20 protein-coding genes are annotated in these 20526 nt (G+C 40.9%); 10 read left to right on the plus strand and 10 right to left on the minus strand.

Going from position 1 to position 20526, the window contains the following annotated elements; genetic code table 11:
• Window positions 1–12 precede the first annotated feature (12 nt).
• Complete coding sequence (locus P20311_RS09800) at window positions 13–2583, minus strand: TonB-dependent siderophore receptor (RefSeq protein ID WP_008112288.1); 2571 nt, start codon at window positions 2581–2583, stop codon at window positions 13–15.
• A 334-nt stretch (window positions 2584–2917) separates the two neighbouring features.
• The gene (locus P20311_RS18695; protein WP_008112290.1) at window positions 2918–3076 is read right to left on the minus strand and encodes an oxidoreductase-like domain-containing protein; all 159 of its coding nucleotides are present in this window, start codon (window positions 3074–3076) and stop codon (window positions 2918–2920) included.
• A gap of 103 nt (window positions 3077–3179) precedes the next feature.
• On the opposite strand from P20311_RS18695, the gene P20311_RS09805 reads away from it, so the two are divergent.
• Window positions 3180–3602, plus strand: coding sequence for a hypothetical protein (locus tag P20311_RS09805; protein ID WP_008112292.1), 423 nt, complete (start codon window positions 3180–3182; stop codon window positions 3600–3602).
• 82 nt (window positions 3603–3684) lie between these two features.
• The gene (locus P20311_RS09810; protein WP_008112294.1) at window positions 3685–5046 is read left to right on the plus strand and encodes a M17 family metallopeptidase; all 1362 of its coding nucleotides are present in this window, start codon (window positions 3685–3687) and stop codon (window positions 5044–5046) included.
• Between the two features lie 51 nt (window positions 5047–5097).
• Here P20311_RS09810 and P20311_RS09815 read toward each other — a convergent pair whose 3' ends face one another.
• Window positions 5098–5484, minus strand: coding sequence for a VOC family protein (locus P20311_RS09815; RefSeq protein WP_008112295.1), 387 nt, complete (start codon window positions 5482–5484; stop codon window positions 5098–5100).
• Window positions 5485–5568: 84 nt separating this feature from the next.
• A complete protein-coding gene (locus P20311_RS09820) occupies window positions 5569–6648 on the minus strand; it encodes a ketoacyl-ACP synthase III (protein WP_008112297.1) in 1080 nt (359 codons plus the stop codon).
• A gap of 380 nt (window positions 6649–7028) precedes the next feature.
• Between P20311_RS09820 and P20311_RS09825 the strand changes: the two genes are divergently transcribed.
• From P20311_RS09825 to P20311_RS09845, 5 genes are all read left to right on the plus strand, one after another.
• Entirely contained in the window at window positions 7029–8267 is a 1239-nt protein-coding gene (locus P20311_RS09825; RefSeq protein WP_008112298.1) for an ATP-binding protein, read from the plus strand.
• Window positions 8264–8791 carry a response regulator transcription factor gene (locus P20311_RS09830; RefSeq protein WP_008112299.1) on the plus strand — a complete coding sequence of 176 codons (528 nt, stop codon included), beginning with the start codon at window positions 8264–8266 and terminating at the stop codon, window positions 8789–8791. The genes P20311_RS09825 and P20311_RS09830 overlap by 4 nt, the downstream gene beginning before the upstream one ends.
• Window positions 8791–9189, plus strand: a complete 399-nt coding sequence (locus P20311_RS09835) for a thiol-disulfide oxidoreductase DCC family protein (RefSeq protein ID WP_008112301.1) — start codon at window positions 8791–8793, stop codon at window positions 9187–9189. The genes P20311_RS09830 and P20311_RS09835 overlap by 1 nt, the downstream gene beginning before the upstream one ends.
• 87 nt (window positions 9190–9276) lie before the next feature.
• Window positions 9277–9555, plus strand: coding sequence for a peptidylprolyl isomerase PpiC (ppiC, locus tag P20311_RS09840; RefSeq protein ID WP_008112303.1), 279 nt, complete (start codon window positions 9277–9279; stop codon window positions 9553–9555).
• 154 nt (window positions 9556–9709) lie between these two features.
• Window positions 9710–10528, plus strand: a complete 819-nt coding sequence (locus tag P20311_RS09845; RefSeq protein WP_008112305.1) for an ABC transporter substrate-binding protein — start codon at window positions 9710–9712, stop codon at window positions 10526–10528.
• A 23-nt stretch (window positions 10529–10551) separates the two neighbouring features.
• On the opposite strand, the gene P20311_RS09850 is transcribed toward P20311_RS09845, so the two are convergent.
• The 5 genes from P20311_RS09850 to P20311_RS09870 all read right to left on the minus strand — a co-directional run bounded on the left by P20311_RS09850 (window position 10552) and on the right by P20311_RS09870 (window position 14415).
• The gene (locus P20311_RS09850; protein ID WP_008112307.1) at window positions 10552–11205 is read right to left on the minus strand and encodes a DsbA family oxidoreductase; all 654 of its coding nucleotides are present in this window, start codon (window positions 11203–11205) and stop codon (window positions 10552–10554) included.
• 109 nt (window positions 11206–11314) lie between these two features.
• The gene (locus P20311_RS09855; protein ID WP_008112308.1) at window positions 11315–12535 is read right to left on the minus strand and encodes a Xaa-Pro peptidase family protein; all 1221 of its coding nucleotides are present in this window, start codon (window positions 12533–12535) and stop codon (window positions 11315–11317) included.
• A 139-nt stretch (window positions 12536–12674) separates the two neighbouring features.
• The gene (locus P20311_RS09860) at window positions 12675–13283 is read right to left on the minus strand and encodes a flavin reductase family protein (RefSeq protein WP_008112310.1); all 609 of its coding nucleotides are present in this window, start codon (window positions 13281–13283) and stop codon (window positions 12675–12677) included.
• A gap of 11 nt (window positions 13284–13294) precedes the next feature.
• Window positions 13295–14020, minus strand: coding sequence for an SDR family NAD(P)-dependent oxidoreductase (locus tag P20311_RS09865; protein ID WP_008112312.1), 726 nt, complete (start codon window positions 14018–14020; stop codon window positions 13295–13297).
• The gene (locus P20311_RS09870) at window positions 14017–14415 is read right to left on the minus strand and encodes a thiol-disulfide oxidoreductase DCC family protein (protein WP_008112313.1); all 399 of its coding nucleotides are present in this window, start codon (window positions 14413–14415) and stop codon (window positions 14017–14019) included. The genes P20311_RS09865 and P20311_RS09870 overlap by 4 nt, the downstream gene beginning before the upstream one ends.
• A 120-nt stretch (window positions 14416–14535) precedes the next feature.
• On the opposite strand from P20311_RS09870, the gene ppc reads away from it, so the two are divergent.
• Window positions 14536–17181: a phosphoenolpyruvate carboxylase gene (gene ppc, locus P20311_RS09875; RefSeq protein ID WP_008112315.1), complete on the plus strand. Its 2646-nt coding sequence runs from the start codon at window positions 14536–14538 to the stop codon at window positions 17179–17181.
• A gap of 122 nt (window positions 17182–17303) precedes the next feature.
• Window positions 17304–18233 carry a cytidine deaminase gene (gene cdd, locus P20311_RS09880; protein ID WP_008112317.1) on the plus strand — a complete coding sequence of 310 codons (930 nt, stop codon included), beginning with the start codon at window positions 17304–17306 and terminating at the stop codon, window positions 18231–18233.
• On the opposite strand, the gene udp is transcribed toward cdd, so the two are convergent.
• Window positions 18222–18977 (minus strand): uridine phosphorylase, encoded by a 756-nt coding sequence (udp, locus tag P20311_RS09885; protein WP_008112319.1) that lies wholly within the window; start codon window positions 18975–18977, stop codon window positions 18222–18224. The genes cdd and udp overlap by 12 nt on opposite strands.
• A gap of 412 nt (window positions 18978–19389) precedes the next feature.
• Between udp and P20311_RS09890 the strand changes: the two genes are divergently transcribed.
• Complete coding sequence (locus P20311_RS09890) at window positions 19390–20499, plus strand: arginase family protein (protein ID WP_008112323.1); 1110 nt, start codon at window positions 19390–19392, stop codon at window positions 20497–20499.
• Window positions 20500–20526 lie beyond the last annotated feature (27 nt).

The following is a 20526-nucleotide window of genomic DNA, read 5'->3' on the forward strand; positions in this document are numbered from 1 at the left end:
CATTAACACATTTTAGAAAGTATAGGTTGCTTTAGCGTAGTAAAAGCCACCATTAATCCCGTATGGAGATGTTTCGTAGTACTTACCACCCCAGTTGTTATTTGGTGCTACGGAGAAATCAAGTTTTTCTGCTTCTTGATCCAGTAGGTTTTGTGCACCGACTGAGAAACTAATTGAGTCATTCATGAAGTAAGTTACTTCAACATCTAACGTCACAGCTGCGTCAGCCATTTTAGCCGTTTCATCATAATCTACGTGAACGCCTTGGTACTCACCAAAGTAATTAAGGCGAGAAAATGCTGAAAAGCTTTCCCATTGTTGTGCCCAGCTCAGTGTTGCACGGTGATTAGGTAAGTCATTTTCAAGACGACTTACTTTAAACGCACCGGTAATATCACTTGAACGTGTTACTTCTGTTTCATTCCAGTTGTAAGCTAAGCTAAATGTCGAGCTACCACTGAACAATTCAGCTGAGTAGTTAGCAACTAAGTCAACACCTTGCGTTGTGGTGTCAAAGTCATTGGTAAAGAAACTAACTTGCGCTAGGTTTTGTACGTTAGGTACGCCCGCAGCTTCAAGGGTGTCTTTATCTGCTTGGCTAAGTTCGATTTTATCTGATTGGCTAATACGATCATCTACTTGGATGTTGTAGTAATCAACTGTTAAGAATAAATCGCCAATGGTGTATACCGCGCCAAAGGTGTAGCTTTGTGATTCTTCAGGCTCAAGTTCAGTACCGCCTAATTGAATAGCAATTGGGTTTGTAGGTGGTAACAAGGCTGAGTCTACTAATACACCGCTGCTTAAGTTAGTTTGTACGTTACTAACATTCGCTTGGCCTACGGTAGGTGCACGGAAACCAGTACTAATTGAACCACGAATATTCAGATCATCAGTAAGGTGGTATTGACCCATTAACTTATAGTTAGTGGTTGAACCAAAGGTATCGTAATCTTCGTAGCGAAGCGCTAAGCCCATTAAGAACTCTTCAGTGAATGGCGCCTCAATATCAATGTAAGCTGCATAGTTTCGACGGTCGTATTCGCCTGCATCTGATGGTTTAAATCCAGGGAAACCGTTAGAACCAATACCAAAACCTTGATCAGTTAGTGGGCCAGCTATAAACGAAGCTTCATCGCCTGATACCACGGTAAAGGTTTCTTCATGCCACTCTAAACCACCGGCAATGTTTACATCGTAAGCTAAGTCAAAGTCAAAACCCTTTGAAATATCAAAATTAAAGTTTTTCTCTAATTGTTCATATTTACCTGGGCTAAAATCACGCGGGCTATCTGGACCCAACGATGCATTGATTGTGTCGTATATAAAGTAGCGAGATTCGTTGTAACCTACAGTACCGCTTAAATCATAGTAAGCGCCTTCTAAAAAGCCGCCAGTAAACTCACCTTTAGTACCAATAGTGAGTGACGTATCTGTGATATTACCACCAAAGTTTGGTGTAAAACCGCCCGGAAGCATTTCGTTAAATGCGAAACAATCAGGGTTGTTTGCTACACCATTAATGTAGTCAGGGTTATCAAGAACGTTGTCATCAATCATGATTGTTGGACAATTACCGCTCATATCGCCGGTTAAATCACCAACAAGGAGTGTTTCGCCACCATCGTTTGAGTATGCACCAGGGCGAGTATGTGGGTTACGGTAATAAAAACCACCACGTACATCACGCTCAGAATAGTTACCAAACATATAAAATTGTGAGTCATTAGTTAGCTCTAAACCAACATTACCAAAGATAGAGATGTCGTCATCAACCTCTGGTGCACCCCATACTTGGGTGAACGGAGCAATGTCTGGAACGCCTGCAGCATCAAGTGCTGTGGCATCGGCTCTTTGTACTGAACGGCTGGTCGCATCGGCTGTTTTGTACTGAAAACTTAAATTTGCAAAACCGCTATCGGTAAATGGTAAGCCCACATTACCTGAAATTTGGGTTGTATCGCCGTCGCCTTCGTAATATTGACCTTTACGAACTTCGAACGATCCGCCTTCTGAGGCATCTTTAAGCTGGAAGTTTAAAACCCCAGCAATTGCATCAGAACCATATTGTGCAGCAGCACCATCACGCAGTACTTCTACTTGTTTTAGTGCAATACTTGGAATAACTGAAATATCGGCACCTTGAGCACCATCGTTTATACCACCACCTAAAAAGGCAATAACAGATGCGCGGTGACGGCGTTTACCGTTTAATAGAATGAGTGTACTGTCTGAAGGTAATCCGCGTAAATTTGCAGGGCGAACTAATGATGCAGCATCACTAATTGGCATTGAGTGAACGTTTAAAGAAGGAATAGCCCCTTTTAATAGCTCTAACATATCAGTATTACCTGATTTGCTAAGCTCTTCGCCACCGATAATATCGATAGGTACAGGTGAATCACCAATAGAGCGAGGCGCAGAGCGCGTACCAACTACGGCAATTTTTTCTACATTTTTGTTTACTTTAACTTCGGTTTGCTCTTCTTGAGCAATTGCTGAACCAGAAACAAATAAGCCTGCGGCTGTTGTTGCTAGAGCAAATTTGATCGCCTGTTGAAGCGCATTGCTTTTTAATTTCATTCTAAATATCCCCAGTTAGAATTGATTTGTATAGTCTATTTACTGACTTATTATTGTGGACATTTCACATTCAATGGGGAGCAAATATTGCTAACTCACTCCTAAAAGCTTAATTAATTAAGCGCACCTCCTGTGAGTCCTCGAAATAGACTATAGATAAAAAAGCTAAAGAGGGCAATGGCTAATTAACTAGTATTTAACAAGTTGAAACAAATGGTTTATCTAAAAACAACGCGGGGTTAATCATAACTAGAGCGAGAAAAGGCAGTAAAAGCAGGCATTGATACATAATAACTATTTAAATAAGCTATTTTAGTTATTTTCTATTATTGAATTAAATTGATTTACTGTTGATATTTTCACCATGGTGTTTTTTCCATGCAGCCAGCTTTTCTTTATATTCATCCCACACGCAAGGGCAGCAGCTTCCGCCGCCACAGCATTCATCAGATTTTGGTCTTTCGGGTTTAGTACTAGGGATGATTTTTTGCATTTTTTATTACAAAAGTGGAAAAAAGGACCCTTAGAATAAATGATTGGCTAAAGCGTGTAAATTATTCTTTGTGAACTTAGAGTGCTGTGTGAAAATACCCACTATGCGATTATATAAAGTTATTCATCGTGCGCCCTGGCGGGTTGCTAAAATAAGTAAAAAGCGACAACAACTACGCTTTCGTCGTGCTATGGTCGCGCTTAAAATAGCTCTAGCTCAAGAAAGGCAAGAAACCAAAGAGATGCTAATAACCTACAGGCGTTATACGCAAGGGCAAACAAACAAAGCAGAGCTAAAACGCGCCAACGAGCAGTTTGTTGATATATTAAAAGGATTGGGGCTAGGCGTGTTTGCGTTATTACCGTTTGCACCATTAACTATTCCATTGGTTGTTAAACTAGGGCAGTTAGTGGGCGTTGATGTATTGCCGAGTTCTTTTAGTATGAATAAGCCTATTAAAGAAATTGATCAACAAATTGCTCAACAAAACCAAGAGCAAGACTCAACCCCCCCCGAAAAGAAGTGAGCTAGTAGAACATAATTAGCTATACCTTTTAACAGTGCTTATTGTTATGCTAAGGCATCATTTTCTATTATGTGAGTCATTAATGAGTGCTTTACTTCGTCATACCTCTTCAGGAATTCCTCTATCTTTTATTGTTAAAAATGAATTAACAGACTGGCTTACTCAGCAACCAAGCTTTGTGCAGCAGTGGCTTGTAAATACCGATTTTGAAAAGTCTGGACTGGCGTTAATACCAAACGCAGAAACCGGTGAATTAAGCCACGTATTTTGCATTATGCAGCGAGCCGATGATTTTTGGGCCGCAGGCGATCTCGCAAGTAAATTACCTAAAGGCTGCTATCAAATTCAAGGCGATAAATCTTTAGTTTCTCAACTTGCTTTAGGTTTTGTGTTAGGTGGTTATGAGTTCAGTGAGTACAAGCAAAAAGCCACAGCGAAAGCTCAGCTTGGCATTGCTGATAAAACATTATACGAACAAGTAAAACAACAGGCTGATGCAATTAATCTTGCCCGTGACTTAGTAAATACCCCCGCTGCGGATATGATGCCGCAGCACTTATCACAGGTAATGAGCGATTTAGCTGATACATTTGACGGTGAGTTTACCCAATGGGTAGGCGATGAGTTATTAGAGCAAAATTACCCAACTATTCATATGGTAGGACGTGCAAGTGAAAACAAACCACGGTTACTCGATTTAAAGTGGGGGGCGGTTGATGCGCCACAGATTACATTAGTAGGTAAAGGTGTATGTTTTGACTCAGGTGGGCTGGATTTAAAACCAAGTTCAGGCATGCGCAACATGAAAAAAGACATGGGCGGGGCAGCGCACGTTATTGCCTTGGCTCAATTAATTATGGCTGCTAACTTACCAATACGCCTTCGCGTGTTAGTCCCTGCGGTTGAAAATGCTGTTTCGCGTAATGCATTTCGCCCTGGCGATGTAGTAAAAACTCGTAAAGGTATTATGGTTGAAATAGATAATACTGATGCAGAAGGGCGACTAGTACTGTGTGATGCGTTAAGCGAAGCACAAAACGATGATCCTGAATTAATCATTGACTTTGCTACCTTAACTGGTGCGTGCCGTGTTGCTTTAGGGACAGAACTGCCAGGCTTTTTCTCAACGGAACGTGATGTAGCTAATGCGATTATGGACTCGGGGATGCAAGTTAATGACCCTGTATGGCAATTACCGTTATTTGAGCAATACAGACCATTTTTGAAAAGCGATGTGGCTGATATGACTAACTGTTCAAGTACGCCATTTGGTGGTGCAATTACTGCTGCGCTTTATTTGAAAGAGTTTGTAGAGCCAAATACACCATGGGTTCACTTTGATGTAATGGCATGGAACTTACGAGCATTACCAGGGCGCCCAGCAGGTGGTGAAGCTCTGGGTGTTCGTGCAGTATTTACTTACCTACAAAATCGATTTAACTAACCTAACTAGGGTTAACTAAATCAAACATATCTTGCCTTGAGTTATTTGATGTTAAAGCGCATATAACTCAAGGGGTAAACCATCTGGATCGGCAAAAAAGGTGAATTTTTTGCCGGTTATTTCATCTTCTCTTATTTCTTCTACGTCGATTCCATGCGACTCTAAGTACGTTTTACTGTTTTCTACACTACTAACCTTAAATGCTAAATGTCTAAGTCCTTGTGCTTCGGGATAGCTTGGTCTACTTGGCGCATCTTTAAACGAAAATAATTCTAACTGACTACCATCTGGTAAAGCTAAATCGAGCTTATAAGACTTTCGCTCTGCTCGATAATGCTCATTGATAATTGTAAGTTTTAATATTTCACTATAAAAATGTTTAGAGCGAGGGTAATTACTGCAAATAATGGCTACATGATGAATGCCTAATAGCTGCATATAAATTTTCCTTAAAAAGCAAAAAGCGCACTGAAAGCAGTGCGCTGTTTATAAATACATATTTGCTTGGTGTAATATTAGCTTTTAGCTAGGCTCTGCGTCTTTACAGGCTTTTACAGCTGGTGCAACAAGCTCTAAACCTGTTTTATCACACGGTGGAAGTTTAGCATCGCTAACAGCAATGGGTGTTACTCGCTCGCCCCATTTGATATAGCTTGCCGCCCACGTTAGGCCTGCTCCAAATGCAGCCGACATAATATTGGCATGCGGCTTAATTAAACCTTGCTCAACGGCCTCACACAGCGCAATGGCAATCGTTGCAGCAGAGGTATTACCGTATTCGCCAATGTTCACCATTACTTTGCTGTCTTCAACCTTTAAACGGTGTTGAATTGCTTGAATAATGCGTAAATTAGCTTGATGAGGAACGAGTACATCGATATCGTCTAACTTGAGATTAGCTTGTTCAAGCACATCGTCACAGGCTTCACTCATGCCTTTAACGGCACGTTTAAATATTTCACGGCCTTCAAATAAAAGATCCGATGGACCAATTGGCTCATACTTATTTAAATCACTGCCGAAATTAGTAATGTGTAAAATATCACGATCTTCGCTGTCACAGCCGGTTTTAGTCCCTAGTAATCCAGCAGGTGTTTCTGCTGCTTCAAGCACAACGGCACCGGCACCATCACCAAATAAAACGGCACTGTCGCGTCGTGCCCAGTTTACGTACCACGTCATGCGTTCAGCGGCAATAACTACGGCTTTTTTGATCATCCCAGCCTGTATTTGCGCTGTCGCAGCTTGTAAAGCATATAAAAAACCAGAACATGCTGCGTTAGTGTCCATGGCTGCAGCGCCTGTGGCACCTATATTTTTTTGTACTAATGAGGCGGTGTTTGCCACTACAGTTGACGGTGTGCATGTTGCTAAAATAACTAAATCGATATCTTTTGCATCTATGCCTGCACATGCAATGGCGTGCTTTGCAGCAACACTGGCAAGCTCGGCAGTACTAACATGGCTAACTCTGCGAGACTTAATACCGGTACGTGTGGTGATCCACTCATCGGTGGTATCTACAATTTCACTTATTTCGTCGTTGCTGATGCTGGCTGGTGGAATGCATTTACCCCAACCAGTGATATGTGCGTAAGGCATAGTGTGTTCTCTTAAAAGTGGTATGACGTGTTCGTCTAATGAATACGTTATAACAAAAATTAGCTGTTAACACTAGTTTATAGCATGGTTTGCATAGTAATTACTGCTATTTTACGGACTATTTGCTGCATTTTTGTTTAAAGGTAAGTGGCTTGTTTTTATTGTGTTAATCAAATGATTTTAATGATTGTGTGTGTTTTACACGATAGCTCATAGGCCTTATACACATATTAGAATACGAACGCTTTGTTGACTATATATGCTTGAGTGCGGCTGAGTGAGCAGCTAATATGAGGCGCATATTATGGAATCATTACTGTAAAAAGCATTATTTATAATGGATAACAAAGCAGTGTATATTCAAACAGGTGAACCTTATTGTGTTAATAAAAACCGACCCGGCTATTAGCCGATTATTAATGCTGCGCAGTGGTGCCATTGTTGTCCAGCTTATTGCGGTACTCAGTGTTTATTTTTTACTAGATCACCAAATTGCACTTATGCCGCTGTTAGGGGTTATTGCTGTTGAGGCGGTTTTTCAGTTAGCCAGTGTCTTTGCCTACCGACAGGTAAACCAAGCAAAGCCCGCTGGTATGTTGATGCAACTGACCGCAGACGTGCTTTTTTTAACTATTTTGTTGTCTTTAAGCGGTGGCGCAACTAACGCATTTGTGTCGTTACTATTACTACCTATTATGATAGCCGCAATAACATTGGGTGCTCGAGGGCTTGCCTATATTGCTGTGTTGGCCATTGCCGCCTACAGTTTATTATTAATTAAAATGCCCGAACACAGTATGCACCAAATAAATATGAGCGGTCATTTTATTAGTATGTGGGTTAATTTTGTTCTAAGTGCCTGTGTGATAGCCTTAGTTATAGGGGCTATGAACCGTGCTTTACAGCAGCGTGAGCGAACTATTTCGAAGGTTAGAGAAAAACAGCTGCGCAGTGAACAACTGGTTATCCTCGATGGCGCAGCGGCGCAAATTACTCATCAATTAGCAACACCGATTGCTAATTTACAATTATTGTTTGAAGAACTTTTAGAAGAGCATCCCAATAATGATGTCATTCAGCAAATGCGAATACCGCTGTCGCAGTGTCGCACTCAGCTGGATGATTTTAGAATGCTCTCAGTGCAGCTTCGTAATAAACAAACTCAAGTACCGATTGAGTCTAAGCAGCTGCAAGTAAAGTTGAATGATACCCTATTATTACACTACCCAGATCAGCAAATAATTTGGCTTAATGAGGCACCCGAAGCCACTTTACAAAGTGATGCTATGCTGTTTCCTGCAATTTTAAATTTATTACAAAATGCGGTTATTGCTAATCAAAAACACGCTCAAATGCAATTAGAATTGAGTTGGCAACAGCCGGATGTACAAAGTATTGCTTTCGTTGTTCGGGACTTTGGCGCTGGTTTTTCACCCTCGCAATTAGCTGAATTAGGTGGGCAGCTCATGCCGAGCGAGCAAGGCATGGGAATAGCGGTTATGTTATCAAACGCCACCTTTGAGCGGTTAAACGGCTCGTTGACGGTATATAATCACCCCGAAGGCGGGGCGGTTGCAAAAGTAACTTTGCCACTATTAACAGCAGAGACAAAAGCATGAAGCTACTTATTATTGAGGATGATATCAATTTAGCAGCGACGTTGGCGCGGCGGTTAACTAAATACGGGTTTAATTGCGAGATCGCACATAATCACACTGATGCACTTCTAAAGGCTCGCCAGCAACAGCCTGACTGTATTTTATTAGATATGAAGCTGGCTGATGAGAATGGACTAACGCTGATTGCACCGCTGCGCCATTTACTCACACATGCTCATATTGTATTGCTGACTGGCTTTGCAAGTATAGCAACGGCGGTTGAGGCGATGCGCTTAGGCGCTAATGACTATTTGACCAAACCAGTTGATATGGCAAGTTTATTAAAAGCACTTAAGGTAGAGCTGGTAAGTACGACAGTAACCGAAATTTCTGAAGGGGTTATGTCGCCCGAGCGTCTAGAGTGGGAGCATATTCAGCATGTTTTACACAGTAATAGCGGTAATGTATCAATGACTGCAAGGCAGCTAAATATGCATAGGCGGACACTGCAGCGTAAATTACAAAAAAAACCAGTGCAGCAATAATGCAAAACCAAAGAATTATTTTATTCGATGCGCAATGTAAGCTGTGTAGTGCATGGTGCAATTTTGTTATAGCTCACGATCCTAGCATAAAATTTAAATTGTGCAGCGTGCAATCGCCAGCAGGGCAAGCATTACTTGCTCAATTTGGTTTTTCGACCACCGATTTTACTTCGATGGTATATATAGAAGGACAAAAACCCTATACCCGAAGCCAAGCCGTTTTTCGTATATTCAGCCAATTAGGGTATCCGTGGAAGTTGCTTAGCGTATTTAAGTTATTACCGCGAAAAGTGACAGATTGGTTTTATAACAAAGTAGCTAAAAACCGTTATACATTATTTGGCAAATACCAATACTGTCGAATTCCTCATCAAAAAGATAAAGATCACTACTTATAGCCACACTTTTAGCAAGTGCTCGATCACTAAGGCTGTGCTAAAATCGCGGCGTTAGATTACTAGTAAATAGGTTTTAAGGGCTTTTTCATGGCAAATACAGCGCACGCACTGCATATTTTAGTGAAACACAAAGAAATTGCAGAAGATATCATTAAGCAATTAGGCAAAGGCGCAAAGTTTCAAACCTTAGCTAAAAAGTATTCGTCATGCCCGTCGGGCAAAAAGGGCGGAGATTTAGGTGAGTTTAGACGCGGCCAAATGGTACCGCAGTTTGATAAAATCGCTTTTAGCGGCGCAATTTTAGAACCGCATTTAGTAAAAACAAAATTTGGCTGGCATGTTATTAAGGTGCTTTATCGTACTTAAATAACCTCATTTAGCCTTAAAATACAACCCCTTTATTAGTAGTTATACTGCAATTTAATTTGTCTGCTACAATGTTTGTCATTGAACCGCTCATTTTTATATGGGATTTATTTAAAAACGGCGTTGTTAGTCCATTCGATAGTAGGAGCTAAGAATGAAGCTATGCTTATTTTTCAGTCGTATTTTAATTTTATTGGGATTGCTTTTTAGTTCAATTAATAATGCTTATAGTGCACAAGAAGATATAGTGCTTGTACTGGCAAAGCCAAATGCACCATTTACCCAAAAAAATAGCTATATCACAACCTTATTAAAAAAAGCTTTTGCAGAAGTGGGGACTACGTTAAGCTTTTCTTATACAGATAAGCCAATGAATAATAAGCGTATTTTAGAAAGTTTGAACAAGAATTCAGAGATAACTCTAGCTTGGTTAAGCTTGGCAGAATCTCAAACAAATAACCTTTTACATACAAGTTATCCAATTTACCGAGGCCTTCATGCGAAGCGTCTCCTGATGATTAAAAAAGACCGCTTAGCCGACTTTGAAAAAATAAATAGCTTAGAACAACTTAAACCGCTGATCGCGCTTCAGCAGCAAAGTTGGTCTGATTATTATGTGTTAAAGAAAAATGGATTAACTGTTAATGGAGAGCTTGATTACTTTGGAATGCTCAAAGCGTTAGATGAAGGCTTAGGAGATTACTTCCCTCGCTCAGTTACGGCAATTCAAGCCGAAATAAACAAATATTCACAATACGACTTTGTGATCGAACCAAACATAATGCTGCAATACACTAGTCAGTATTATTTTTATTCTAACAAAGAAAATAAACACATTATTGAGTTATTACAAAAAGGCCTTGATAAATTAGCGCAAAAAGGCGAGCTTAATGCGCTATATGAGCAATTTTATGGGTATATTGAGAAAGATAACCACCTTAAAAAACGGCTTGTATTCAAATTGAATAACTAATTACTACTTTTAAAGTAGGGTTTTTATTGCTGAGCCTCTTCTTCACTTATTTGCTTAAGTGCTTGAATAAATGACTCACTCGGCTGCCCACCAGTAAGAGCATACTTATCATTTATAATAAAAGTAGGCACTGAAGTAATACCCATTTGCTTAAAGTTATTTTGCTCTTCGCGAACCGCTTGTACGTATTTATCTGAGTGTAAAATATCGCGGGCTGTGTCTTTGTTAAGGCCGACTTTTTCTACCACATCTAGTAATGCATCTTCTTGATTTAAATATTTTAAATCGGTGAAGTGTGCTTCAAAAAACGCCAATTTTAACTCAGTTTGCTTGCCTTCTTCACGAGCCCACATTAGCAAGCGGTGTAGATCAAAGCTGTTGATCATGATGCGTTTACCGTCAAAATTAAAGGTAAAGCCAGCTCGTTCACCCGCATCCGCCATATTTTGACGATTTCGCGCGCTTTCTTCTTCGGTTAAGCTGTATTTTTGCTGCAAATGCTCGTTTAAGTCTTGTCCTTCAAGTGGCATATCTGGATTAAGCTCAAAAGGGTGCCATGTAATATCCGCACTCATTTCTTCTTTTAGCTCGGTCAATGCGGTTTCTAGGTTCTTGTAACCGATAATACACCATGGGCACATTACGTCTGAGACGATATCAATTTTTAAGTTTTTCATAGGGATCCTTGAAGGATTGCTTAGTAATAACAATGGATATTGGGATGAAGTCTACATTATCAATCACTGAACACAAAAAGAGCAGCGAAGGTGCTGCTCTTTTTACATATTAGCTGTTTAAGCCAAACGGGTCGTCAATGCTGTAACTTGGCTGGGTAAACCAGCGCGGGCCGTCATCTGTCATGTAAAAGTGATCTTCTAATCTAACCCCAAACTCATCTGGAATAACCAGCATAGGTTCGTTACTAAAACACATGCCTGTGGCAAGCGGGGTTTTATCACCGCCAACTAGGTATGGCCATTCGTGAATGTCTAAGCCAATACCATGGCCTGTACGGTGTGGGCAACCTGGTGTTTGATACTCAGGCCCTAAATCTTGTGCTGCTAAGTAGCTGCGAGCGGCTTGATCAACCGATTCACAGGTTTCGCCAAGGGCTGCTTGATTGAAAGCTGCTAACTGTGCCGCTTTTTCAAAATCCCAAAATAGGCGTTGGCGGCTGGTTGCTTCACCAAATACATAAGTACGCGTAATATCAGAAAGGTAATCGTGCACTTTACATCCAGTATCGATAAGTACCATGTCGCCTTTTTTCAAAATTTGTGGGTCTTTTACACCATGTGGGAATGAGGTGGCCAGGCCAAACAATACAATACAGAAGTAATTGCCCGGTGCACCTACTTTTTGATGGGCTTTTTTTATAAATTCTTCGACTTCTACGGTGCTAATTCCTTCATAAAGCATGCTCGCTGTAGCCTGATGAACCGCTAAAGTCATATCCATGGCACATTGCATTAATGCTAATTCATTAGCTGATTTATGCATTCGACAATGCGCGGTTACAGGTTGTGCGTTAACTAGCTTTAACCCTGAACTGGCTTTATTGATACCATCAAAAATGAAAAACTGTGCGCTTTCATCAATACCAACGGTAGCGGTGTCGCTAATATTAAGCTGCTTAAGCACTTTGACACATAGCTCAAACGGGTTTTCATGCTCTTGCCAGCCGTGTATTGGGCCATCAATAACCTTAAAGCCATTTAAAGAGCCAATTTCAAAATGTGGAGCAATGTATTGCACATCACCTACGGCAGGTAAAATAGCGCCAACAAGTCGTTCACTGGCATACCATTTCATTCCGGTGAAATACGTTAAGTTGGTACCTGCGTTTAAATAAATGGCATTAATGTTATTCGCTTGCATATAGGCTTGCGCTTTGGCCATACGCGCTAAATACTCATCGGCCTGAATTGGCGTTACTGAGTGGGTCATATTACTTAAACTAGCAAGTGCTTGCTCGGGTGTGTGAGTACCAATACCGACTGTGGTCATATATTTCTCCTACAAAATTTTTCATAGTGTGTAGGTTTAATAGTTTAATTTCAAATTAATTGCGATTGGCGAACAAGGAACTCAAAAACTGGGCATGAGTTATCAAGTCACTTACTGTGAAGGACTTGATAACCTAGGGCTATTTTTTCGCGTAGGGTAAGCGAGTGAGCTTATTTGCCGTGTGGTAACTATCTAATCCGGTTACTGCAACTGTGTCGATGGCTTGTAAGTCTAAAAAGCCATCACTTTGGAGTGCTGATTCATCTACATACACATCCATTATTTCACCAATAACCAATTCGGTACCATTGACCGCTAAATGTTGGTTCTCAACAAATTTTACCGCGTATTTGAGTCGACTTTGCGCAACAAAGGGGGCGTTAAACTCGTTTAAGTATTCTTTAGTCAAGTTGGTTGCATCAAATTCGCACTCGTCTTTGCTATAGCGGGCAGAAGTTTGGTGCGCCTGTTGGTAAATATCACTATTTACTTGGTTTATAGTATAAACGCCCGTTTCTAAAATATTTTCGAATGTATGCCTTGGTACACTGTGCGGGCGCATTATCATGCCTACTAACGGCGGGTGTGCGCCCAAATGAATAACCGAACTAACTATGGCTAAATTGGTATTGCCTTGTTCATCTTGCGTGCCAATTAGGTTGGCACTTTTAAATCCTGACAGCGAATTTATAAAGTGCGTGCGTGTGTGTTTTTCAAGTGCGACTATGCGGTCTTTCGAAAAATGCATGTGTTGATTCCTTACCATTTTATGGTGTTTCCTTGCCAATCTAGGTAGGCAGGTTCGCCGTTAAGTGCTAATTGGGGATTATCGTAAGTAAATTTGAATAATTGTTGGGCAACAAACTCAGGGGTAAATAGTTTATCGGCAGGCACATTTTTTTGAAATGGCTTAGATAGCTCAGTATCTGTGGTACCTGGGTGAAATAAGACTAGTTTAGTGTTTTTAGCACGACGAGCAAGCTCAATGGCAGCTGTTTTAAATAGCATATTAAGTGCTGATTTTGATGCGCGGTAGGTATACCAACCACCCAATTTATTGTCGTTAATACTACCTACACGAGCACTTAAAGCGGTAATTGTGCAATGAACTTTGTGGTTAAGTAATGGCATTATGCTTTGTAAGCACAGCAGGGGGACAAGCGTATTAGAGTGCATAAGCTGCATAAAATAATCACTATTGATGTCCTCGAGTTTTTTTTCAGGCATATGTTGGCCATTGTGTAGTTGGCCATTAAATATAATCACCTGAGCAAGCTCAACCTGCTGAGACTTTAGCGAGTCTGTAAGCTCACTCAAGCTTTGCGCTGAATAGTCGCTATGAAAATAGGTTACACTTTTATCACTGTGATTAATATTCGATGAGCTAACACAAATGATATTAAATTGTGTTGCTTGTTGGCTTAAGTGATTAACGTAAGATTGAGCAATGGCGCTACTGGCGCCAAATAAAATCACTGTTTTCATTTTCCACCTTTGGTTTTGATATTGCATTGACCTGAATTGCACTGTGCATTAGGCATTAAAAAACGGCTAATGTGATGACGGTACTTAGCAAAGAAAGTATAAGCATGATCGGCAAAAAAACGAATGACGGGCAAACGAATAATTTTAAGCCAAGGGTATTTGCCAACAGTACGCCAAGCTTGATAAGTCACGTCTAAGCCGAAAATTATCTGCCCATTATCAGTTTGGGCGTGCAGTATATTCATGGCGTGTTGCTTATCGATTGCGGGAAAACGCTCACTAAAGTCATCAGCATTTAAATCTTCTAGTGTAACTTTATGATCAACATCGGCACGTTTTAAATGCTGCATCTCTGCATTGCAAAGGGGGCAATTACCATCGTAAAAAATGATCATGTCATCGCTTTGTGTTTATTTTACATATGCTTTTTTACGACATGCCGGTGCAAATGGATCTATTAAATAAGTAAACATAATGATATTAATAGGTCTCAAAGAAACAAAGGAGAGCTAAAAATGAGTGAACAATATGCCGCCTTGCGAGGTAATGTAAATTTACTTGGGCAATTATTAGGACAAACTATTAAAGATGCTCAAGGACAAGATATTTTAGATAAAGTAGAAGAAATTAGGGCTTTATCAAAATCATCTCGCAGTGGCAATGAAGCCGATCGTAAAGCGCTTATAGATGTACTGCATGCGCTTAGTGATGAAGAGCTTTTACCGGTTGCCCGTTCATTTAATCATTTTTTAAACTTAGCGAATGTTGCAGAGCAGTTTCATACCGTATCACGTTTTAATGATGTTGGTTTTTGCCAACTAAATCCTCTCACTCAAACATTAAAAACGTTAGCAGCAAAAGCCGAACAAGGTCAGCTTAATCATAACCATTTAGCCGATACCCTCTCAAAACTCCACATAAACTTAGTACTTACAGCACACCCAACCGAGGTGACTCGCCGTACTATTATTAATAAACACGTTGAGCTTAGCGATTGTTTAGCGTCGCTTGAGCGTACCGACAACCTTGCGCAAGAACGCGAAGCAATATTAAACCGTATTGCGCAGTTAATTAGCCAAGCATGGCATACTGACGATATTCGTCGTTCACGCCCAAGCCCTGTCGATGAAGCTAAATGGGGCTATGCAGTTATTGAAAACAGTTTGTGGGAAGCGGTGCCTCGTTTTTTACGTGAGTTTAGCCAGCATGTAAAACAGCATTTAAGCTTAGAATTGCCTGCAGATTACAGCCCGATTGAATTTACTTCATGGATGGGCGGAGACCGTGATGGTAATCCGTTTGTAACCGCCGAAGTAACCAAGCAAGTGCTCGATCATGGCCGTTGGATGGCATTGGATTTATACCAGCGTGATTTAGAAACACTCTGTGCTGAACTTTCAATGTCGGATGCCAGCGATGAGCTTATTAAGCTGGCAGGGCAAGAGTTTGAACCGTACCGGGCTGTTTTGAAAGAAGTTAAAAATCAAGTTGCAGAAACGGTGATGCATTTAAGCGCTAAAATCAAAAATAAGCGCACTGAGTCGCAAGATTTAATCACCGATATCAACCAAATTAAACACCCTATTGAGGCATGTTATCGTTCATTATTAAAATGCAATATGCAAGTGGTGGCCGATGGTTTATTACTGGATATGATCCACCGAGTAAATAGCTTTGGACTGCGTTTGGCAAAACTGGATGTGCGCCAAGATTCGTCAAGGCACAGTGATGTATTTTCTGAACTAACTCGTTACTTAGGTATTGGTGACTATAATCAATGGCAAGAGCAAGATAAACAGGCCTTTTTGCTCGCTGAGCTTAACTCTCGTCGCCCGCTTATTCCTAAGCATTGGCAACCTAGCCCTGATGTACAAGAGGTGCTCGACACCTTTGATGTTATTGCACAGCAAGATGCAAAAACCTTTGGTTTATATATTATTTCTATGGCCCGAACCGCTTCTGATATTTTAGCGGTGCAGCTATTACTTAAAGAGTCAGGCTGCGGTTTTGAGCTCCCTGTGGCGCCATTATTTGAGACCTTAGATGATTTAAATGATGGTCATAATGTTATTACTACATTGCTTAATAATGAGTGGTACCGAGGTCATATTAAAAATACTCAAAATGTGATGATTGGTTATTCAGACTCAGCCAAAGATGCCGGTATGATGGCTGCTGGCTGGGCACAATATGAGGCAATGGACAAATTAGTGCAACTGGCGGATGAACGCGGTATTGAGCTGGTTTTATTTCATGGTCGTGGTGGAACGGTTGGTCGAGGCGGTGCACCTGCAGCGCAAGCCTTGCATTCGCAGCCACCGGGATCACTCAAAGGGGGCCTGAGGGTGACAGAGCAAGGCGAAATGATCCGCTTTAAATTTGGCTTACCCAATGTGGCATTGCAAAGCTTAAACATATACGCGGGGGCGGTGCTGCAAAGTAACTTATTACCACCGCCAGAGCCCAAAGATGAATGGCGCGAAGTGATGGCATTAATTAGTGATGTGTCGTGCCAGCATTACCGCAATGTGGTGCGCCACGATGAAAACTTTGTGCCTTACTTTAGAATGGCGACACCTGAATTGGAACTGTCAAAATTACCGTTAGGCTCAAGGCCTGCAAAACGAAATCCAAATGGAGGGGTTGAGAGCTTACGTGCTATTCCATGGATTTTTGCGTGGAGTCAAAACCGGTTAATGTTACCTGCATGGTTAGGTGCATTAAGTGGACTTAAAGCCGCGCTTGAAAAATATGGGATTGAAACCTTAAGTGAAATGAGTTTGCAATGGCCGTTCTTTAGAGCACGTTTAGAAATGCTAGAAATGGTATTTAGTAAAGCGGATAGCTGGTTGAGTGAGCATTACGATAATGCGCTGGTGGAAGAGATGTATAAGCCTTTAGGTGTTGCCTTGCGAGAGGAACTTGGTGAGGCGATGACGTTAGTGCAATCATTAAGCCCACAAAAAAGCTTATTGGCTGATCAGCCTTGGATCAAAGAGTCTATTGGGCTTAGAAACCCATACACCGACCCGCTTAATGTATTACAAGTTGAGTTATTACGTCGTTCTCGTGGCGATGATAAAGGCAATGAAAATGATATAGACAATGCCTTGATGATCACTATGACCGGTATTGCAGCGGGTATGCGTAATACAGGTTAATCCAAAACTAAATTAGTTTTAGAGGGAACACGCGACGTGTTCCCTTTTTTTACGTTGAATAGGCTGGTATTTAGTTTGCCAACCTTTTACACTACTTAGCCATTGAACAAATAAAAACTATTATGGCTTCAGCAACTTTTAAAGTGCAACATAATACAGCACTTAGCAATTCACACATTTCTTTAAACGTAGCGCAAACGCAAGCTCTACGCAGTCAATTAAAAACTCAACGCGGTATTTTATATTCAAGCGATATTAAAGCGCTTTGCACCGAGCTTAATGTTAGCGAAGATATTTTATTACAAGGCTTAGTGCCTATGGCTTCAGAGTTTTCGGTTGCACCTATTTCCAAATTTCATGTCGGCGCAATTGTAAAAGGGCTCGATTCACAAGGAAACACCACTTTTTACTTTGGCGCTAACGCTGAGTTTGACCATCAAGCACTTAGTTTAGTGGTGCACGGTGAGCAATCTGCAATTAATAATGCCTGGTTAAATGGCGGTAAAAAAATTCTTAAAATAGCGATTAGTGATGTCCCATGTGGGTACTGTCGTCAATTTATGAATGAACTCGCTGATGCGAAAGAGCTTGATATTTTACTGCCAGCACAAAACTTTAAATTGGCAGAGTTATTACCTCATTCATTTGGACCAACCGATTTAGGCAATGAGCACAGCTTATTTAACCCAGCAGAGCAAACTAATTGCTTTGAAAACAAACAACTTGATGAAAAGCTGATGAGCTATGCTTTAGCGGCTTATGTGCCTTACAGCCAAAATTACAGTGCAGTTAAAATAAGTACATTTGAAAACGGTGACTTTTATGGCAGCTATGCTGAAAATGCAGCGTATAGCCCGAGTTTATCGCCATTACAAAGTGCCGTGAGTCAGCTGTTTTTAGCAGGACTGAGCTTTGATAAGCAAACAATAAAATCAGTTACGCTGTTAGAAACGGCTGGTCATGAAAACCAATCAGGGGTGGCAAAAACTGTGTTAGCAAGCTTTACTGGCTTGCCAACACTTGAGGTTATTAGCGCAACATTAGCCAAGTAACACTTTAGCGGCTTCAAGTACCACGGCAACCGATTTTTTCTCAATCTCGCCGTGGTCTACGTTAGGAATTTCTTGACGTGTTCTATTTACTAATACACCTGCAACACAGGCTGCTTGTAGGCCAAGAGCGGCACACATAGTAAATAAAGTAGCCGATTCCATTTCGTAGTTCATCACGCCTAGTTTTTGCCATTCTTCACAGCTACCCTGTAATGACTTAGGAACATAACCAGAATGCGTATCGTAACGCTCTTGTCCTGGGTAGAAGGTATCGCTTGAAGCGGTGATACCGATATGAAAATCGATGTTTAGGTTTTCACAGGCTTTTACCATCGCTTGAGTGGCAAAAAAATCAGAAACAGCAGGGTAGCACAGCGGTGCAAAATGCTGACTCGCGCCATCTAAACGAACTGAGGCTTGGCTAATTAAAATATCGCCTTCGTTAATGTGCGGCTGAATCGCGCCTGTTGTGCCAATGCGAAGAAAGCTACGTACGCCAAGTTGAGCCAGTTCTTCAACCGCAATTGACGTTGAAGGGCCGCCGATACCGGTTGAACATACAACCACTGAGTGGCCGTTTAATTGGCCTAAATAAATGTGAAACTCACGCGTTTGAGCAAGGCAGGTTGGATTATCTAAGAACTGTGAAATGCGTGCTGCACGATCTGGATCCCCTGGAACAATAGCCAGTTTTGCACCTTTTAAATCATCAATACACAGTCCTAAGTGAAATACCTTTTCCATAACTAAGCCTTTTTAATAAGAGTTGTTGTCAATTTAACATGATTACGAGAAACCTAAATGAAGTACAGGACGGATGTCCGTATTGATTTATTCATCAACTCTGAATATTCAATCAATGGCTAAAATTACTAACAAAATGAGCCAGTTGACTTGTTTGCTCAGACACTATATTCATACCTCAGAGCAAACCAGTAGCTAGCTAAAAGAGTTGTTAGCTAAATTTTAAATTGTTTATATTCAGAAGGTTAGTTAGTAGGTTTTGTATTGTTTTGCCGCTGACCTAACCTCGCAAAACACAACGTTCAGTGATTTTTATAACCACAGACAATTAATTTTTAATTTATTCAGCGTTCGTCGTTTTGCATAACTACTCAATAATAGACAAGATATTCAGATTGAAAAAGGGTTTACAATGAGCACACAATTTCAAGCATTTAAAAATAAAGTTGAACACTGTTTATGTGCACCTGGCGACGGTGTATTCACGGTTAATACGGCAAAAGAACGCAAAGCAGCACTCAGAAATAAATTATATGGTCAAACTGAAGATGTCGATGTTTTATGGCGTGACTCGCTAAATGAATTACCTAACTCACCCCACAAAGCGGTTATGCTTGGGATCAGCTCTGATTGTGGTGGTGGTATTTTACGCGGTGCAAATTGGGGGCCTTTATTTTTACGTTCAGCTTTAATTGACCAACAAACACAGTGTCGTTCATTTGACTTAGGTGATGTGCGCGTAATACCGCATTTATTACACGATAAATACTTAAACGAAGCAACAATTACCAATTGCCAAAAAGCGCTTTATGGCAATGACAATAACGATCATTTCGTAAGTCCACTGTCTATTACCGAAGATGTATGTGACAGCTTTTATGCAACATTCCAAGATAAAGGCATTTTTGGCATTGGTGGCGATCATTCTATTAGTTACCCGTTAACAAAAGCGTATTTAAAAGCCAAACGCGAGCAAGGTAAACGTACGGCTATTATTCATTTTGACGCCCACACCGATTTATTGGTTGAGCGTTTAGGCATCGATTTATGTTTTGGCTCTTGGTGTACCCATATTTTAGAATTTTTACCCGCGCCACATCATTTAATTCAATTTGGTATTCGCTCAAGTGGTAAGCCTAAATCACATTGGGAAAGTACCTTTGGCGTTAAACAGCACTGGGCTGCTGAAATTATTGAGCGTGGCGCAGCCGCTGTTGCTGCCGATACAATCGCGCAATTAAAGGCCGACAAGGTTGATGAAGTGTATGTAAGCTTTGATATTGACGCACTAGATGCTCAATTTGCCTCTGCAACAGGTACGCCTGAAGAAAATGGATTAACACCACAGCATGCGCTTGATATTTTGTCAGCTATTGCCGATGAGTTTCCAATAACCGGTGCAGATATGATGGAAATCGCGCCGTTTACCGACAGCTCATTAGTGGGTCAATCAAGCTCAGAGACGACGCTTAGAGAAGGCGCTAAAATTTCAGCATTCTTAATTGCAGCAATGAATCGTTAATCCTAAAGGTCAAAATTGGCTATTTGT

Source organism: Pseudoalteromonas sp. BSi20311 (assembly GCF_000239875.1).
In the GTDB taxonomy this organism is placed as follows: Bacteria; Pseudomonadota; Gammaproteobacteria; order Enterobacterales; family Alteromonadaceae; genus Pseudoalteromonas.

Excerpts from the sequence above, each read along its gene's own strand:
- P20311_RS09800 (WP_008112288.1), bottom strand. The coding sequence starts at position 2,583 with ATGAAATTAAAAAGCAATGCGCTTCAACAGGCGATCAAATTTGCTCTA.
- P20311_RS18695 (WP_008112290.1), bottom strand. The coding sequence starts at position 3,076 with ATGCAAAAAATCATCCCTAGTACTAAACCCGAAAGACCAAAATCTGAT.
- P20311_RS09805 (WP_008112292.1), top strand. The coding sequence starts at position 3,180 with ATGCGATTATATAAAGTTATTCATCGTGCGCCCTGGCGGGTTGCTAAA.
- P20311_RS09810 (WP_008112294.1), top strand. The coding sequence starts at position 3,685 with ATGAGTGCTTTACTTCGTCATACCTCTTCAGGAATTCCTCTATCTTTT.
- P20311_RS09815 (WP_008112295.1), bottom strand. The coding sequence starts at position 5,484 with ATGCAGCTATTAGGCATTCATCATGTAGCCATTATTTGCAGTAATTAC.
- P20311_RS09820 (WP_008112297.1), bottom strand. The coding sequence starts at position 6,648 with ATGCCTTACGCACATATCACTGGTTGGGGTAAATGCATTCCACCAGCC.
- P20311_RS09830 (WP_008112299.1), top strand. The coding sequence starts at position 8,264 with ATGAAGCTACTTATTATTGAGGATGATATCAATTTAGCAGCGACGTTG.
- P20311_RS09835 (WP_008112301.1), top strand. The coding sequence starts at position 8,791 with ATGCAAAACCAAAGAATTATTTTATTCGATGCGCAATGTAAGCTGTGT.
- ppiC (WP_008112303.1), top strand. The coding sequence starts at position 9,277 with ATGGCAAATACAGCGCACGCACTGCATATTTTAGTGAAACACAAAGAA.
- P20311_RS09845 (WP_008112305.1), top strand. The coding sequence starts at position 9,710 with ATGAAGCTATGCTTATTTTTCAGTCGTATTTTAATTTTATTGGGATTG.
- P20311_RS09850 (WP_008112307.1), bottom strand. The coding sequence starts at position 11,205 with ATGAAAAACTTAAAAATTGATATCGTCTCAGACGTAATGTGCCCATGG.
- P20311_RS09855 (WP_008112308.1), bottom strand. The coding sequence starts at position 12,535 with ATGACCACAGTCGGTATTGGTACTCACACACCCGAGCAAGCACTTGCT.
- P20311_RS09860 (WP_008112310.1), bottom strand. The coding sequence starts at position 13,283 with ATGCATTTTTCGAAAGACCGCATAGTCGCACTTGAAAAACACACACGC.
- P20311_RS09865 (WP_008112312.1), bottom strand. The coding sequence starts at position 14,020 with ATGAAAACAGTGATTTTATTTGGCGCCAGTAGCGCCATTGCTCAATCT.
- P20311_RS09870 (WP_008112313.1), bottom strand. The coding sequence starts at position 14,415 with ATGATCATTTTTTACGATGGTAATTGCCCCCTTTGCAATGCAGAGATG.
- ppc (WP_008112315.1), top strand. The coding sequence starts at position 14,536 with ATGAGTGAACAATATGCCGCCTTGCGAGGTAATGTAAATTTACTTGGG.
- cdd (WP_008112317.1), top strand. The coding sequence starts at position 17,304 with ATGGCTTCAGCAACTTTTAAAGTGCAACATAATACAGCACTTAGCAAT.
- udp (WP_008112319.1), bottom strand. The coding sequence starts at position 18,977 with ATGGAAAAGGTATTTCACTTAGGACTGTGTATTGATGATTTAAAAGGT.
- P20311_RS09890 (WP_008112323.1), top strand. The coding sequence starts at position 19,390 with ATGAGCACACAATTTCAAGCATTTAAAAATAAAGTTGAACACTGTTTA.